General features: G+C 67.8%; 12 protein-coding genes. 4 read left to right on the forward strand and 8 right to left on the reverse strand.

Annotated features, from left to right (window positions below; genetic code table 11):
* Positions 1 to 21 precede the first annotated feature (21 nt).
* The 4 genes from cydB (at position 22) to HPC46_RS18255 (ending at position 4873) form a co-directional block, all read left to right on the forward strand.
* Positions 22 to 1065, forward strand: coding sequence for a cytochrome d ubiquinol oxidase subunit II (cydB, locus tag HPC46_RS18240; protein ID WP_179472382.1), 1044 nt, complete (start codon positions 22 to 24; stop codon positions 1063 to 1065).
* Positions 1066 to 1127: 62 nt separating this feature from the next.
* Positions 1128 to 2732 (forward strand): thiol reductant ABC exporter subunit CydD, encoded by a 1605-nt coding sequence (gene cydD, locus HPC46_RS18245; RefSeq protein WP_179472384.1) that lies wholly within the window; start codon positions 1128 to 1130, stop codon positions 2730 to 2732.
* Entirely contained in the window at positions 2719 to 4332 is a 1614-nt protein-coding gene (cydC, locus tag HPC46_RS18250; protein ID WP_179472386.1) for a thiol reductant ABC exporter subunit CydC, read from the forward strand. The genes cydD and cydC overlap by 14 nt, the downstream gene beginning before the upstream one ends.
* A gap of 10 nt (positions 4333 to 4342) precedes the next feature.
* The gene (locus HPC46_RS18255; protein ID WP_179472388.1) at positions 4343 to 4873 is read left to right on the forward strand and encodes a DUF4190 domain-containing protein; all 531 of its coding nucleotides are present in this window, start codon (positions 4343 to 4345) and stop codon (positions 4871 to 4873) included.
* Here HPC46_RS18255 and HPC46_RS18260 read toward each other — a convergent pair.
* The 8 genes from HPC46_RS18260 to HPC46_RS18295 form a co-directional block, all read right to left on the reverse strand.
* Positions 4851 to 6212 carry an MprF family protein gene (locus HPC46_RS18260; protein WP_179472390.1) on the reverse strand — a complete coding sequence of 454 codons (1362 nt, stop codon included), beginning with the start codon at positions 6210 to 6212 and terminating at the stop codon, positions 4851 to 4853. The genes HPC46_RS18255 and HPC46_RS18260 overlap by 23 nt on opposite strands.
* A 22-nt stretch (positions 6213 to 6234) precedes the next feature.
* Positions 6235 to 7101 carry an acyl-CoA thioesterase gene (locus HPC46_RS18265; protein WP_179472392.1) on the reverse strand — a complete coding sequence of 289 codons (867 nt, stop codon included), beginning with the start codon at positions 7099 to 7101 and terminating at the stop codon, positions 6235 to 6237.
* A 12-nt stretch (positions 7102 to 7113) separates the two neighbouring features.
* Positions 7114 to 8532 carry a pyruvate kinase gene (gene pyk / locus HPC46_RS18270; RefSeq protein WP_179472394.1) on the reverse strand — a complete coding sequence of 473 codons (1419 nt, stop codon included), beginning with the start codon at positions 8530 to 8532 and terminating at the stop codon, positions 7114 to 7116.
* Positions 8533 to 8600: 68 nt separating this feature from the next.
* Positions 8601 to 10100 carry a glutamate synthase subunit beta gene (locus tag HPC46_RS18275; RefSeq protein ID WP_179472396.1) on the reverse strand — a complete coding sequence of 500 codons (1500 nt, stop codon included), beginning with the start codon at positions 10098 to 10100 and terminating at the stop codon, positions 8601 to 8603.
* On the reverse strand, positions 10093 to 14655 hold the full coding sequence (gene gltB, locus HPC46_RS18280; protein ID WP_179472398.1) for a glutamate synthase large subunit: 4563 nt from the start codon (positions 14653 to 14655) through the stop codon (positions 10093 to 10095). The genes HPC46_RS18275 and gltB overlap by 8 nt, the downstream gene beginning before the upstream one ends.
* Positions 14656 to 14793: 138 nt before the next feature.
* Complete coding sequence (locus HPC46_RS18285; protein ID WP_179472400.1) at positions 14794 to 15180, reverse strand: DUF2752 domain-containing protein; 387 nt, start codon at positions 15178 to 15180, stop codon at positions 14794 to 14796.
* On the reverse strand, positions 15170 to 15559 hold the full coding sequence (locus HPC46_RS18290) for a TM2 domain-containing protein (RefSeq protein WP_179472402.1): 390 nt from the start codon (positions 15557 to 15559) through the stop codon (positions 15170 to 15172). The genes HPC46_RS18285 and HPC46_RS18290 overlap by 11 nt, the downstream gene beginning before the upstream one ends.
* 30 nt (positions 15560 to 15589) lie before the next feature.
* On the reverse strand, positions 15590 to 16177 hold a 588-nt coding region (locus tag HPC46_RS18295), incomplete at its 5' end, for an HNH endonuclease signature motif containing protein (RefSeq protein ID WP_233716490.1).

The raw sequence follows: 16177 nt of genomic DNA on the forward strand, positions 1-16177 counted from the left end.
CCGAAGGACAGGAGTTACATCATGGGACTGCAACAGTTCTGGTTCATCATCGTGGCGGTGCTGTTCCTCGGCTTCTTCGTCCTGGAAGGATTCGACTTCGGCGTCGGCATGGTGATGACGTGGCTCGGCCGGCTCGGCAAGGACGATGCCGAGGCGCACCGACGGGCCGTGCTGAACACCATCGGCCCGGTGTGGGACGGCAACGAGGTGTGGCTGATCACCGCGGGCGGCGCCATGTTCGCCGCGTTCCCGCACTGGTATGCCACGGTGTTCTCGACGCTCTACCTGCCGCTGCTGGTGATCCTGCTGTCGATGATCGCGCGCATCGTGGCCATCGAATGGCGGGGCAAGATCGACGATCCGAAGTGGCGCCGGTGGTGCGATATCGGGATCGCGGTCGGCTCATGGCTGCCGGCGATCCTGTGGGGTGTGGCATTCGCGATTCTCGTCAACGGTCTGCCGGTCGGCCCGGACAAGAACGTCGTGGGGCTCTCGGTCACCGATGTGCTGAACCCCTACACCCTGCTGGGTGGGCTGGCCACCTGCGCGCTGTTCTTGTTCCACGGCGCGGTGTTCCTCGCCCTGAAGTCCGGTGGTGCGGTGCGCACCGACGCGATCGGATTGGCGCGCAAGCTCAGTGTGCCCGCGACGGTCCTGGTAGCCGCGTTCGGCCTGTGGACCCAACTGGCGCACGGGAAGCCGTGGACGTGGGTGGTGCTGGCGTTGGCCGTGGTGGCCCAGCTGGCCGCCGTCGCGGCCGCCTGGGGTGTCCGCGAAGGATGGGCATTCCTGGCGACGACGATCGTCGTCGCTGCGGTGGTGAGCCTGCTGTTCGGGTCGCTGTATCCGAACCTGGTGCCGTCGACGATCGACCCGGCCTACGACCTGACCATCGTCAACGGCTCCTCGAGCCCGTATACCTTGAAGGTGATGACATGGGCCGCACTGATATTCACTCCGATCGTCCTGGTCTACCAGGCCTGGACGTACTGGATCTTCCGTAACCGGATCTTCGCCGAGTCGATCCCCAAGTCGATCGGTCTACCGCGCAGGCGCGTGTCCTGAGCGCCGGCGGCCCGCGCCGGACCGGCCCACTGGACCCACGTCTGTGGCGGGCCTCGTCGGCGGTGCGCCGCTATCTGGTCGCGACGGTCGCATGCGGGACGGTGATCTCCGGCTGCGCGATCGCCGGCGCGGTCGTCCTCGGCCATCTGGTGGCCGGGGTCGTCACCGATCCGGCCACGCGCAGCATCGGGTACTGGCGCGCCGATCTGATGATCCTGGCGGGGTTGTGGCTGCTGCGGACGCTGGTGCAGTGGCTGCAGGGCCGTTTGGGCCAACGCGGTTCCAGCGCGGCGATCGCCGATCTCGGTGGCCAGGTGCTGCGGGCGGTCACCGCCGTGGCACCCGGCGCGGACGCCACCCGCCGCGATGACGCCGCAACGGTGATCACCAGCGGGCTCGACGGGCTGCGGCCGTATTTCACCTCCTACCTTCCCGCGTTGTTCCTGGCCGCAATCCTCACCCCGGCCACCGTTGTGGTCATCGCGTTCAACGACATCCAGTCCGCGGTCATCGTGCTCGTCGCGTTGCCGCTGATCCCGATCTTCATGGTGCTCATCGGGCTGGCCACCGCAGAGCGGTCGGCGGCCGCACTGGAAGCGATGACCACGCTGCAGGCCCGGCTGATGGACCTCATCGCGGGCATACCCACGCTGCGTGCACTCGGCCGCGCCGACGGCCCGGCCGACCGCATCGCCAAACTCAGTGCGGCCCATCGCCGATCGGCGATGGCCACCCTGCGGATCGCGTTCCTCTCGGCGCTCGTTCTGGAGCTCATCGCCACACTGGGCGTCGCGCTCGTCGCGGTCAGCATCGGTTTGCGGCTGGTGTTCGGCGAGATGAGCCTGGCGGCCGGGCTGACCGTGCTGCTGTTGGCACCCGATGTGTTCTGGCCGCTGCGCCGCGTCGGCGTCGAGTTCCACGCCGCACAGAACGGAAAGGCCGCCGCCGACAAGGCGTTCGCGTTGATCGAGCAGTCCCCCGATCCGCCGTCCGGCACCCGCACCGTCGAGGCCGCCGGCGCGACGATCGTGCTCGACGGGCTGTCTGTGGCCGGCCGGGACGGACTGTCGCCGCACCAGTTGTCGGGCCGGCTGCGTCCGGGCGAAGTCACCGTGCTGACCGGCGGCAACGGCGCGGGCAAGACCACCACGCTGCTCACGATCGCCGGACTGGTCACCCCGACGCGGGGCAGCGTCACGGTCGACGGCGTCGATGTCGACGACCTGGAACGCACCGCGTGGTGGCGGCAGCTGGCCTGGCTGGCCCAGCGCCCGGTGATCATCCCCGGCACCATCGCCGAGAACCTGACCCTGTTCGGTCCACTGTCGGATCTACAAAGCGCCTGTCACACATCGGGTTTCGCTGCGGTCCTTGAATCATTACCCGACGGCATGGACACCGTGCTGGGCCGCGGCGGGTTCGGGCTGTCGCTCGGCCAACGCCAGCGACTGGGACTGGCCCGCGCACTGGGCTCTGCTGCCCCCGTCCTGTTGCTCGACGAACCCACCTCACACCTGGATGAGGTGACGGAACACACTGTGCTGCAGGCAATCCAGCGGCGGGCGACCGAAGGGGCCACCGTCGTGCTGGTCGCCCATCGCGACACTGTGGTGCGGATTGCCGATCACGTCATCGCGGTGGAGGCCGCGCATCATGCCGGCGTTTGACAAGGCAAGGCTGCTACTGGCGATCACGCTCGGCTCGCTGGCGCTGGGCAGTGCTCTTGCCCTGACCGGGGTGTCGGCGTGGCTGATCACCCGGGCGTGGCAGATGCCGCCCGTGCTGGATCTGTCGGTGGCCGTCGTGGCGGTTCGCACGTTCGGCATCTCCCGCGGCGTCCTGGGGTACTGCGAGCGACTCGCGTCCCACGACACCGCACTACGAGCGGCGGCCGAGGCGCGCGGCGAGATCTACCGCCGTCTGGCGCACGGCCCGGCCGGGGTCACCGCACGACTGCACAGCGGCGATTTGCTGGCCCGGGTCGGCGCCGATGTCGACACGCTCACCGACGTCCTGGTCCGCGCCCTGGTCCCGATCGGAGTGGCCGGCATCCTCGGCATCGCCGCCACTGCCGTCATCGCCGCGATCTCCCCGTCGGCGGCCGTCATCCTCGCGATATGCCTGCTGGTCGCGGGCCTGCTGGCGCCGGCCCTGGCCGCGCGGGCGGTACACGCGCAGGAGGCGGTTGCCCGCCGGCTTCAATCCGACCGCGATATCGCGGCGGTCACCGCACTCGAGCACTCGGCCGAGTTGCGGGTGGCCGGCCGGCTGCCCACTCTGATCACGCAAGCCGAACAGCGCCAACGTGATTGGGGGGCGGCGATCGACCGTGCTGCCGCGCCGGCCGCTGCGGCGGCCGCGGTTCCGACCCTGGCGATCGGGGCCAGCGTCATCGGCGCCGTGATCGTCGGAATCGGCATCGCCGCCCACACCGCGCCGACGACCCTGGCGGTCTTGATGTTGTTGCCGCTGGCCGCGTTCGAAGCCACCATGAATCTGCCGGCGGCCGCGGTCGCATTGACCCGTGGGCGGATCGCACAAACGCGCCTGACCGACCTGGTTCCCGCCCAAGCCGCAACCACCCCGGTCATCGTCGCCACCGGAGCCCACGCACCGGAGTTGCGCGCCAGCGAAGTTCGCGCCGGCTACCCCGGCAGCCCCGTGGGCCAACCGATCTCCCTGATTCTGCAACCCGGAGCCCGGCTGGCGGTCACCGGCGCCAGCGGCGCGGGTAAGACCGCACTGTTGATGACCCTGGCCGGTCTGCTCCCACCGGTCAGCGGCGAAATGACGGTCGACGGTGCCCCGATCGGCTCGTTGAGTGAATCCGAGTTGCGCAGCGCCATATGCTATTTCGCCGAAGACGCCCACCTGTTCAGCACCACCGTCCGGGACAACCTGCTGGTTGCCCGCGGCGACTGCGACGACGACGAGCTCATGCGAACACTGGCCGCGGTGGGCCTGGCCGACTGGCTCGACAGCCTGCCCGACGGACTGAGCACCGTGCTGGGCGGTGGCGTCGCCGCGGTGTCGGCAGGGCAACGCCGGCGACTGCTGCTCGCACGGGTGTTGCTGTGTCCCGCACCGGTCGTCCTGCTCGACGAACCGACCGAGCATCTCGACGCCGCCGACGGACAGCGCATCCTGCGCGCGCTATTGGACAATCGGCACGGCCTGCTGCCCCAGGGACGCACGGTGGTGATCGCAACCCATCAACTTGGCAACGACATCACCTGTCCGCGACTATCGATCGGCAACGGCGGGTAACGTGCAAGCCATGACTGAGCCCCCAGAGCAGGCACCTCAGCAACCCACTCCGCCGCCGCCCCCCGCGGGCTACCCGAACCCGTATCCCCCGGGCCCGTATCAGGGCGGCTATCCGCCTGCCCCGCCGCAGCCCTACGCCGGTTACGCACCGCCACCGGCAGCCCCGCGCAACGGGCTCGGCATCACCTCACTGGTGATCGCGATCGTGGCCCTGTTGTCGTCGTTCTCCGTGGCCGGCGGCATCGTCCTCGGCATTGTCGCGGTGATCATCGGCTTCGCCGGCCGCAGCCGCGCCAAGCGCGGTGAAGCCAACAACGGCGGCGTCGCGCTCGCCGGCGTCATTCTCGGCTTTCTGTCGATCATCATCGGATTGGCGTTCATCGCCGTCTGGGTCGGAGTGTTCAAGGAAGTCGGCGCCACCGACTACATCGACTGCCTTCAGAAGGCCGGTCAGGATCCGTCCGCCGTCCAGCAGTGCGCCGATGAATTCAAGCAGTCGGTGGAGAACAAGTTCAGCGTCACTCTGACGCCGACACCGTAGGGACCGACAGGTGCCGCCGCCGCGGCACGAATTCCAGCGACAGCAGGATGACCAGCAGCGGAACCACCTGACTGATCGGCAACAGCACGTACCGGCGCTCGCCGAGCGCGTGGAACTTGCGCAGATAGCGGTAGAGCGACTCCAACGCGATCAGCGGGTCGCCGAGGTGGATCGCCGTATAGAGCAATCTGCGCAGTCGTCCGCGTTCCTTGTCGCTGAAGATCTCCGGGAATGCTGCGAACGCCAATGAGAGACGCTGTGCACCAAGGTCTTTCATTGCGCCGATCATGTCGACCGATAGTCGCTCGTCGATTCCGTTGGGCGCACCGCGACGCCGCCAGGGAACGTCGAGGGTGACATCGCTGCCACCGCCCGCGACTGCGTAGCGGTGGAATCCCTGGACCCGGCCGGCGCGATCGCGCGCGACGATCAACAGGATGCCGGGATAGTCACCGGTGAGCGTGCCGTCGAGGATCATCGAAAAACCACGCTCGACGTGTGCCCCCTTCGCCGAGGACAGCAGCACATCGGTCAGCTCGGCCAGCCGGCGGTCGTCCAACTCTTGTTCGGCGACGATCTCGGTGGTGATGCCGACGTTGTGGGTACGCTGCACGGCCTGACGCAGATTGCGGAACCGGCGGCCCACCATGTCGAACGCGGGCACGTCGATCACCACGTCGCGGCCGATGGGGACCGCCCGCAGGTTCGGCCACAGGCCGATCCTGCGCTCGCTGCAGCCCAGGACCACCAGCCGCCAGCCGCGGGTGTGGCACATCCCGGCGAAGTCGGCGACCAAGTCGGTGAAGCGGTCTTCGTCACCGATCGGGTCCCCGCTGACCACCGCATAGCCCAGCCGCGTGCGGTAGGCGATCGCCGCGGTGCCGTCGGCGCTGAAGAAGTAGCTCTTCAGCGTCTGCATGGCGAACGGCGCCACCGGGTCGCCGCTGGTCGCGTTGACCAACGCCCATACCCGCGGCAACAGCCCGGGCTCGGGCCGCGCCGTCGTCGGCCACATCAAGAGCAGTCCCGACGATGCGATCAGGGCGTCGCCCGTCACGTCGAAGGCGAGCAGGTGCGCGCCGAACCCGGCGACGACCGCCATGCCTGCGGCGATCGCGTGGGCGGCGGTCACCGGCCGGCCCAGGAAAATGCCCCGCGCGATCAAGGCGACCGCCGCGAGAATGGTCAATGACCAGGGCGACCGCCCCACCGCGAGCCAGCTGGCCGCAATCAGAAACCCCAGCGCGCCGGCCCAGCGGGCGGCCCGGGTGTCGACTTGTACGACAACCCGTTCCCTGGCTCGCAGGCGCAGCGCCACCTGGACCGGCGGATCGGTCACCCGAGCAACGATACGCCGTCTATCAGGCATTTCCCGGGAAGTGCTTGACGATTCCCTCCTGCACGACGGTGGCCACGACGTCGCCGATCGGGCTGAAGAAGTGACCCGTCCCCAGGCCCCGGGACTCCGCGGCGGCGGGAGAACTCGTCGAGTACAGCACCCAATCGGAGAAGTCGACCTGCCGGTGGAACCACAGCGAATGGTTGACGGTCACCGCGAAGATGCGGTCCCAGCCCCAGGACAGTCCGTGCGTGGTGATGATCGAATCCAGCACCGTGGTGTCCGACGAGTAGATCATCGCCGCAGTGTGCAGCGTCGGGTCGGCGGGCATCACCCCGTCGGCCTTGAGCCACACCTGATTCGTCGTCAGCGTGCCGCCCTTTTCCCGCATGACCCAGGACGGGTCGTTGGTGTAGCGCCACTCGATCGGGCGCAGCGCTTCAACGAATCCGGGCACCACTTTCTCGTAGCCGACCAGCAGCTCGTCAATTGTCGGAAGAGTCTCCGGCGCAGGAAGATTGGGCATCGGAACACCGTGCTCCAATCCGCTGCCCGCGGATGTGAACGACACCAGCGCCGTGGCCAGCAGGGTGTCGCCCTGCACCGCGTCGACGCGCCGGTTGGCAAAGCGCCGCTCGTCGCGCAGCCGCACCACGCGGTATTCGATATCCACCTGCGGGTCGCCGCCCGCGATGAAATGCACCGACAGCGCGCTGGGGGCGATGTTGTGGACCAGGGTGCGGCTGGCGGCCACGAAGGACTGCGCCATCAGCTGCCCGCCGAACGTGCGGGGCGGGTTCTTGCGGGGGTGGGCGCCGGCGAACACGTCGTCGCCGATCGGGGACAGATCGAGAATGGCCAGCAGGTCGTCGAGATCTGAGTTGGCCAACAGCCTGTCTCCTTAGTGGTCGTCCTCCCCGATCCGGTGCACATGGATCAGGTTGGTCGAGCCTACTGTTCCCGGCGGCGCACCAGCGACGATGACCACCAGGTCGCCCCGCTTGTAGCGGCCGAGCTCGAGCAGGGACTTGTCGACCTGGCGAATCATGTCGTCGGTGGTCGTCATGTGATCGACGATGAACGTCTCGGTGCCCCAGGTCAGCGCCAGCTGGCTGCGCACCTCGGGCAGCGCGGTGAACGCCAGCAACGGCAGGTGGGTGTGGAGCCTGGCCAGCCGCTTGACCGTGTCACCGGACTGGGTGAACGCAACGAGCGCCTTGGCGTCCAGCCGTTCCCCGATATCGCGGGCGGCATAGGAGATGACCCCGCGCTTGGTGCGGGGCACGTGGGTCAGCGGCGGCGCCGCGATCGAGTTGTCCTCGACGGCCTGGATGATGCGGGCCATCGTGCGCACCGCCTCCATGGGGTACTTCCCGACCGAGGTCTCGCCGGAGAGCATCACCGCATCGGCGCCGTCGAGCACGGCGTTGGCCACATCGGAGGCCTCGGCGCGGGTGGGCCGGGAGTTCTCGATCATCGACTCGAGCATCTGGGTGGCCACGATCACGGGCTTGGCGTTCTCGCGGGCCATCTGGATGGCCCGCTTCTGCACCAGCGGGACCTCTTCGAGCGGCAGCTCGACGCCGAGGTCACCGCGGGCCACCATCACCGCGTCAAAGGCCAGCACGATGGCCTCGAGGTTGTCGATCGCCTCGGGCTTCTCCAGCTTCGCGATCACCGGAACCCGCCGGCCGACCCGGTCCATCACCTCGTGCACCAGTTCGGCGTCGGTTGGCGACCGCACGAACGACAGCGCGACCAGGTCGACGCCGAGGCGGAGCGCGAACTCCAGGTCCTCGACGTCCTTCTCCGACAATGCTGGGGCCGAGACGTTCATCCCGGGCAGCGACATGCCCTTGTTGTTGCTGACCTTGCCGCCTTCGGTGACGGTGCAGACCACGTCGTCGCCATCGATGTGCTCGACGACGAGTCCGACGTTTCCGTCATCGACGAGCACCCGGTCCCCCGGGCTGGCGTCTTGTGCAAGCCTCTTGTAGGTGGTCGAGACCCGGTCGTGGGTACCTTCGCACTCCTCGACGGTGATGCGCACCGTCTCGCCGTTGGCCCAGTAGGTGGGGCCGTCGGCGAAGCGTCCGAGGCGGATCTTCGGTCCCTGCAGGTCGGCGAGGATCCCAACGGCACGGGCGGTGACGTCGGAGGCTGCCCGAACTCGCTTGTAGGCAGCCTCGTGGTCGGCGTAATCACCGTGGCTGAAGTTCAGGCGGGCGACATCCATGCCGGCGTCGACCAGAGCCCTGACCGATTCGTCGGTGCCGGTAGCTGGGCCGAGGGTACAGACAATTTTGCCGCGTCTAGTCACGGTGACTCAGCATAGTCGCGGCTCACGGGCATCTCGACCGATACAGATCGGGGTGGCTGGCTATTCACTCAGCCGACAGCCAATGGCAATTGGTGGGGCCGTACCGGCGCCGGGAGATCCGACTCCCCCATGAGGAATGCGTCCACCGCATGCGCGGCGGCGCGGCCCTCGGCGATCGCCCACACCACCAGGGACGCACCTCGGTGGGCATCACCGCACACGAACACTCCGGGTGCGTCGGTCTGCCAATCGGATCCGCAACCGATCACCCCGCGCGGGGTCAGCGCGATGCCGAGATCGTCGAGCAGCGTCATGTGCTCGACACCTTCGAAACCGATGGCCAGCAGCGCCAGATCGCAAGGGATTTCCAGTGGTTCGCCGACCGGCGTGATGACCCGCCGGCCGTCGACACGTTCGACCTTCACTTCGGCGATCTGCATGGCGCGCACGTTGCCGTCGTCGTCGCCGACGAAGCGTTGCACCGCCACCTGGTAGTGGACGGTACCGCCCTCGGCGTGCGCGGGCGAGCTCCGCAGTACCAATGGCCAAGTGGGCCACGGGGAAAGATCGGCGTCGCGGACGTCAGGCGGCTGCGGGTTGTAGTCAAGCTGGGTCACCGATGCCGCGCCCTGGCGGTGTGCGGTGCCCAGGCAGTCCGCGCCGGTGTCGCCGCCGCCGATGATGACCACGTGCTTGCCCTTGGCGGAGATCGCCGACGGTCCGTCGCCTTCGCACTCCCGGTTGGCCGGGACCAGGTGCTCCATCGCCAGGTGCACCCCACCCAGGTGACGCCCCTCGACCTGGTTGTCGCGGCCGCGCAGTGCGCCGACGGCCAGCACGACGGCGTCGAAGCGGTTGCGCAGCTCCTCGACCGAGACATCCACGCCAACTTCACATTCGGTGACGAAGCGGGTTCCCTCGGCCCGCATCTGGGCCAGCCGCTGGTTGAGGGTGGCCTTCTCCAGCTTGTACTCGGGGATGCCGTAGCGCAGCAGCCCGCCGAGCCGGTCGTCCCGTTCGTAGACGGTGACGTGATGGCCGGCGCGGGTCAGTTGTTGGGCGGCGGCCAATCCCGCAGGCCCCGAACCCACCACGGCGACGGTCTTGCCGGTGCCGATCGCCGCCGGCTGCGCCTCGACGATGCCCATCCGCCAGGCCTGGTCGGCGATCGTGTTCTCGATGCGCTTGATCGTCACGCTTCCACCGGTCTCTTCCTCGGCGATGGACAGCACGCAGGCCGCCTCACACGGCGCGGGACAGAGCCGACCGGTGAATTCGGGGAAGTTGTTCGTGGCGTGCAGCCGTTCACTGGCCGCATCCCAGCGACCACGGCGCACCAGATCGTTCCACTCCGGGATCAGGTTGCCCAGCGGGCAGCCGGCAGTTCCGGAGTGGCAGAACGGGATTCCGCAGTCCATGCAGCGGCGCGCCTGCTGGGACACTTCACCCGCGCGGTCCTTCGGGTCTTGGCGCTCGTACACCTCGCGCCAGTCGCCCACCCGCTCGTCGACGTTCCGCTTGGCGGCCTCGATCTTGGGAACCTTCAGAAAACCGGTGGGATCAGCCACGCGTTGCCTCCATGATCGCGGTATCCACGTCACGCCCCTCTGCCTTGGCCATCCGGGTGGCCTCCAGCACGCGCCGGTAGTCGGTGGGCATGATCTTGGTGAATTGGGCGCTGCGCCTTGGCCAGTCGGACAGTACCGACTTGGCCAGCGTGCTGCCGGTGTGGTGGACATGGCGGGCGACCACGTCGTGCAGCCATTCCAGGTCGTCGGGGTCAAGGCTTTGCAGCTCGACCATCGCGGTGTTGACCTTGGCCGGGTTCAGTCCCAGCACAAAGGCGATGCCGCCGGACATACCGGCCGCCATATTGCGCCCGGTGCGGCCGAGCACCACGACCCGCCCGCCGGTCATGTACTCGCACGCGTGATCGCCGACACCTTCGGTCACCGCCAGGGCCCCGGAGTTACGGGCGGCGAACCGCTCCCCGACCCGGCCGCGCAGAAAGACCTCCCCCGAGGTAGCCCCGTACAGCAGCGTGTTGCCGGCGATCACGTTGTCCTCAGGTAGGAACAGGACATCGTCGGGCGGCCGAACGATCACCCGACCACCGGAAAGACCCTTGCCCACATAGTCGTTCGCGTCACCGATGAGGTCCAGCGTGATGCCCGGCGGCAGGAACGCGCCGATGGACTGGCCGGCCGAGCCGGTGAGCGTGACGTGGATGGTGTCGTCGGGCAGGCCCGCAGCGCCGTAGCGGCGGGTGACCTCCGAGCCCAGCAGTGTCCCGACGGTGCGGTTGACGTTGCGCACCGGCAGCTCCAGCCGGACGGTATGGGCATCCTCGAGGGCACCTTCAGCCAGAGCCACCAGCGTTTGGTCCAGGGCGTGCTCGAGTCCGTGCTCCTGATCGCGCAGGCGGCGCCGTTGGGGCAGCGGGCCGCCGTGAGCGTCGGTGGGCACGGCGAAGATCGGGCTGAGATCCAGCCCCTTCGTCTTCCAGTGCGCCACACCGTCATCGGTGTCGAGCACCTCGGCATGGCCGACGGCCTCGTCGATGCTGCGGAAGCCGAGCTCGGCCAGCATCGTGCGGACGTCCTCGGCGATGAACCGGAAGAAGTTCTCGACGAACTCCGGCTTGCCATTGAAACGTGCTCGCAGTTCCGGGTTTTGGGTCGCCACGCCGACCGGGCAGGTGTCGAGGTGGCAGACCCGCATCATGATGCAGCCCGCCACGATCAGCGGTGCCGTGGAGAAGCCGAACTCCTCGGCCCCGAGCAGCGCGGCCACCATCACGTCGCGGGCGGTGCGCAACCCGCCATCGCACTGCACGGTGATGCGGTCGCGAAGACCGTTGAGCACCAACGTCTGCTGGGTGTCGGCCAGCCCGATCTCCCACGGCGCACCCGCATGCTTGAGGCTGGTCAACGGCGCCGCGCCGGTCCCGCCGTCGTATCCGGAGATCAGCACGACGTCGGCGTGCGCCTTGGACACGCCCGCTGCCACCGTGCCGACGCCGACCGAGCTCACCAGCTTGACGTGAATCCTGGCTTGCGAGTTGGCGTTCTTGAGGTCATGGATCAGCTGGGCCAGATCCTCGATCGAGTAGATGTCGTGGTGCGGCGGCGGTGAGATCAGGCCGACACCGGGTGTGGAGTGCCGGGTCTTGGCGATGTTCGGATACACCTTGAACCCGGGCAGCTGGCCGCCTTCACCGGGTTTGGCGCCCTGAGCCATCTTGATCTGGATGTCGGTGGCGTTGACCAGATAGTCGCTGGTGACACCGAACCGGCCGGAGGCGACCTGTTTGACGGCGCTGCGCCGACGCGGGTCGTAGAGCCGGTCTTCGTCCTCGCCGCCCTCGCCACTGTTGGACCGACCACCGAGGTTGTTCATGGCTATCGCCATGGTCTCGTGGGCCTCTTGGGAAATTGAGCCGTAGCTCATGGCACCGGTGTTGAACCGTGCGCAGATGGCGTCGACGGATTCCACCTCGTGCAGCGGGACCGGCGGGCGCAGGCCCTTCTTGAAGGAGAACAGACCCCGCAGTGTCCCGCCCTCGCGGGACAGGCGGTTGACCTCCTCGGAGTACTTCGCGAACACCTCCCCCTGCCCGGTGCGCGTCGAATGCTGAAGCAGGAAGACGGTTTCCGGGGTGAACAGGTGCAGCTCACCCTCGCGGCGGAACTGATATTCACCGCCGACTTCCAGCCTGCGATGTACCCGCTCGGTGGGGTTCTCCGGGTAGGCGCGACGGTGCCGCTGCTTGACCTCCTCGGCGAGCACGTCGAGCCCGACGCCGCCGAGCTGGCTTACGGTTCCGGTCAGATACTCGTCGACCACGTCCCTGCTCAACCCGACGGCCTCGAAAGCTTGGGCGGCCGTGTAGGAACCGACAGTCGAGATACCCATCTTGCTCATCACCTTCATGACGCCCTTGCCGAGCGCCTTGAGGTAGTTGCGCACCGCAGTGCCAGCGTCGATCCCGGTGAGCTCACCTTCGCGGATGAGGTCCTCGATCGACTCGAAGGCCAGGTACGGGTTGACCGCAGCCGCACCGTATCCGATCAGTAGCGCGATGTGGTGGACCTCGCGGGCGTCACCGCTTTCCACGACCAGCGCGACCATGGTGCGCTGCTTGGTGCGGACCAGATGGTGGTGTACAGCCGCAACGGCCAGCAGCGACGGGATCGGCGCCCTGGTGTGGTCGGAGTCGCGATCGGAGATCACCAGTGTGCGTGCGCCTTTGGCGATCGCCTCGCCCGCCCGGTGGCGCAGCTCCTCGATGGCGTCGGCCAGGCCTTCGCCGCCGCGCTCCACGTCGTAGAGCGCCTTGAGGACGGCGGACTTCAGACCGGGCTGCTCGCCGTCGTCGTTGATGTGGACGATCCGGTTCAGCTCGTCGTTGTCCAGCACCGGCCAGTGCAACAAGATCTGGCGGCACGACGCCGCGGTGGGCTCCAGCAGGTTCTGCTCGGGGCCCATGACGCGAGCCAGCGACGTGACGATCTCCTCGCGGATGGCGTCCAGCGGCGGGTTGGTCACCTGGGCGAACAGTTCGATGAAGTAGTCGTAGAGCAGCTTGGGGCGTTGGGACAGCACGGCCACCGGGGTGTCGGTACCCATCGACCCGAGAGGCTCCTGGCCGGAGGCGGCCATCGGCGTCAGCATGATCCGCAGGTCTTCTTCGGTGTAGCCGAACGCGATCTGACGGCGGACCACTGATTCGTGATTGGGCGAGACGCGGGTGCGGACCGGCAGGGTTGCGATGTCGAGCAGCCCGGCGTGCAGCCATTCTCCGTACGGGTGCTCGGCGGCCAGTTCAGCCTTGATCTCGTCGTCGGACACGATGCGCCGGGCGGCGGTGTCGATCAGGAACATCTTGCCCGGTTCCAGCCGGCCTTTGGCGACGACTTCGCCCGGCGGGATGTCCAGCACACCGCTCTCGCTGGCGAGGACAATCCGGTCGTCGATGGTGCGCCACCACCGGCCGGGCCGTAATCCGTTGCGGTCCAACACCGCTCCGACAACGGTGCCGTCGGTGAACGTCACGCAGGCTGGGCCGTCCCACGGCTCCATCAGCGAGGCGTGGTACTGGCAGAAGGCGCGGCGGGCCGGGTCAAGGGTGGTGTTGTTCTCCCAGGCTTCCGGGATCATCATCATCACCGCGTGCGGCAGGCTGCGACCACCGAGGTGCAACAGCTCGAGCACCTGGTCGAAAGATGCGGAGTCCGAGGCGTCCGGTGTGCAGATCGGCGACAGCCGGCTCAGATCGCCGGGGATCTTGGTGCTGGCCAGCATGGCTTCCCGGGCGTGCATGCGGTTGCGGTTGCCACGCACGGTGTTGATCTCGCCGTTGTGAGCCACGAAGCGGAACGGATGCGCCAGGGGCCAGGACGGGAACGTATTGGTGGAGAAGCGGCTGTGCACGATCGCGATCGCGCTCATGCAGCGTTCGTCGCGCAGGTCCGCGAAGTACTTGGGCAGCTGCATCGTGGTGAGCATGCCCTTGTAGGCCAGCGTGCGACTGGACAGCGACGGGAAGTAGACGCTGTCGGGTCCCTGCTCAGCGCGCTTGCGTACCGGGTAGACCAGGCGATCGAGGTCGATTCCGCCGGGGCGGTTGCCGTTTCGCTCGGGCGCCGCGACGAACAGCATCGACATGTGCGGCATACATCCCAGTGCCGTCGCACCGACCTCGGCGCCGATCGGGTCGACTGGGACCGTGCGCCAGCCGAGGACCTGAACGCCCTCCTCGTCGGCGATGGCCTGCACCCGGTCCAGAGCGGCCAGCCGAGCGACCGGGTCCTGGGGCAGGAAGCAGATACCGGCCGCGAAGGTGTTGCAGCCGTTGACAGTCGGTGCCGGAAGATCGAATTCGACTACGTCCCTGAGCAATTCGACCGGCAGCTGCAGCAGGATGCCCGCGCCGTCGCCACTGTTCGGCTCGGCGCCGGCGGCACCGCGGTGTTCGAGGTGCTCCAGCGCCGTCAGGCCGTCGGCGACGATCTGGTGCGATCGTCGGCCCTGAATGTCGGCCACCATCGCGACGCCGCACGAGTCGGACTCGTGCTGGGGGTCGTACAAACCCTGCGCTTCGGGAAGTGCTGAGAACAGCATTCCAGGCTCCTCCGCGGTCGGTCATGCGGCGGGAAAGCTGGTGCTGGATGGTGGCCTTGCCGCAGTCTGACGAGTGTGGTTCAGGGACTGCATCGGCCCGATGATTCGAAATCCGAGTGTATCAGCGTGGGCGGGTCGCTACTGACTGATTAATGTGGGGACCAGCGGGAAGCCGGGCAGGTTGCGGACCACCGTCCAGGCGATCGCCGCGAGCGCGATCACGGTGAGCGCGCGCATCGACAAGACGCGCTCGCCTCGCTTGACCCGCCACAGCGCCCAGATCGCGAGCAACGGCAGACCCACCAGCAGAAAAACATTGTCGACGACGGCGGCGGGCAGGTCACCGTGAAGCAGGTCGTGGGTCATCCGCAGGCCGCCGCATGCCGGGCAGTTCCACCCGGTGAGCAGACGGAATGGACAGGGCGGGAACACTGACCCGGGCCGGTGCGGGTCGGCCACGCCGACGTAGGCCAGGGCACCGATCGCCAGGGCACCCGTACCGAGCGAAAGGGCGCTACGTTCCATCACGCAAGGGGCGTCCCTGCGGGTCTCGCACGCTGCCGGTCAGGATCATGATCGCGTCGATGATCCCCCAGATGACGGCACCGATCCCGCAGGTGAGAAGGCCGACGACGAGCTGGATGACACCCAGTTTGGTGTCGCCCAGGTAGATGCGGCCCAAGCCGACCAGCCCGAACAAGCCGATCAGTTGCAGCAGCCCGGCGATGACCTTCGACTTGTCCGACAACGGTTCACCCGTGACCGGATGCCGCCCGAATGGCGCAGACGGGTCGACATAGCCTCCCTGGGCCGGATACTGCGGCGGCATCGGGTAATTCGGCGGAGGCGGCGGGTAGTTGGGCGGCGGTACGCCCTCGGTGCCTCCGAACTGCGGCTCAGTCATGCCACACAGCATGCCAGAGTGAAGACGAACCTAGAAGGGAGGCGGATCGTCGTCCCCGCCACGCGGTGTCCGACGTGCTGTGGCGGGTGTGCGGTCGGCCCGGTTGCGGACCCGTTCGTTGGCGATGCGGTGGGCGCGGTTCTGTGCTCGTGTTGTGCGCCGTCGGGGCATCATCGCGGACCGGTTGCCGCAGTGGTGCGGTGGAGGCGGTGGGGTCGCCGGCGGGCCGGTGGGGGTCATCAGCGCGGGAAACAGCAGGACGCTTCCGGGCGTCGTGACGTAGGTCTGGCCGTCGGGCAGCGTCCAGATCACGGTGCCGTCGGGCAGCTGTTGGTCTTTCCAGCCCCAGAACGTCTTCAGAATGTGGTGATCGCGGCACAGGCATTTGAGGTCGGCGGCAACGGTCCCGCCGTGCGGCCACGGAACCGTATGGTCGATGTCGCAGTGGGTCGCGGGCTTGTCGCAGCCGGGAGCTCGACACGTCAGGTCGCGGTCAAGTCCAGGGGCGTGGTGTACGACGTCGTCGTGTGATTCTTCGATGTGATGGTTCAGGCGGTCAGTGCCGCGGGGGTGGCCTCCTGTTCGGTCGGTGAGCTCTGATCGGCTCGGGATTTGCTG

The sequence above is a fragment of the Mycolicibacterium vinylchloridicum genome (assembly GCF_013404075.1).
Lineage (GTDB): Bacteria > Actinomycetota > Actinomycetes > Mycobacteriales > Mycobacteriaceae > Mycobacterium > Mycobacterium vinylchloridicum.

Bases quoted from the DNA above. Each gene is read 5' to 3' on its own strand.
- cydB (WP_179472382.1), top strand. From the start codon at position 22: ATGGGACTGCAACAGTTCTGGTTCATCATCGTGGCGGTGCTGTTCCTC.
- cydC (WP_179472386.1), top strand. From the start codon at position 2,719: ATGCCGGCGTTTGACAAGGCAAGGCTGCTACTGGCGATCACGCTCGGC.
- HPC46_RS18255 (WP_179472388.1), top strand. From the start codon at position 4,343: ATGACTGAGCCCCCAGAGCAGGCACCTCAGCAACCCACTCCGCCGCCG.
- gltB (WP_179472398.1), bottom strand. From the start codon at position 14,655: ATGCTGTTCTCAGCACTTCCCGAAGCGCAGGGTTTGTACGACCCCCAG.
- HPC46_RS18285 (WP_179472400.1), bottom strand. From the start codon at position 15,180: ATGGAACGTAGCGCCCTTTCGCTCGGTACGGGTGCCCTGGCGATCGGT.
- HPC46_RS18290 (WP_179472402.1), bottom strand. From the start codon at position 15,559: ATGACTGAGCCGCAGTTCGGAGGCACCGAGGGCGTACCGCCGCCCAAC.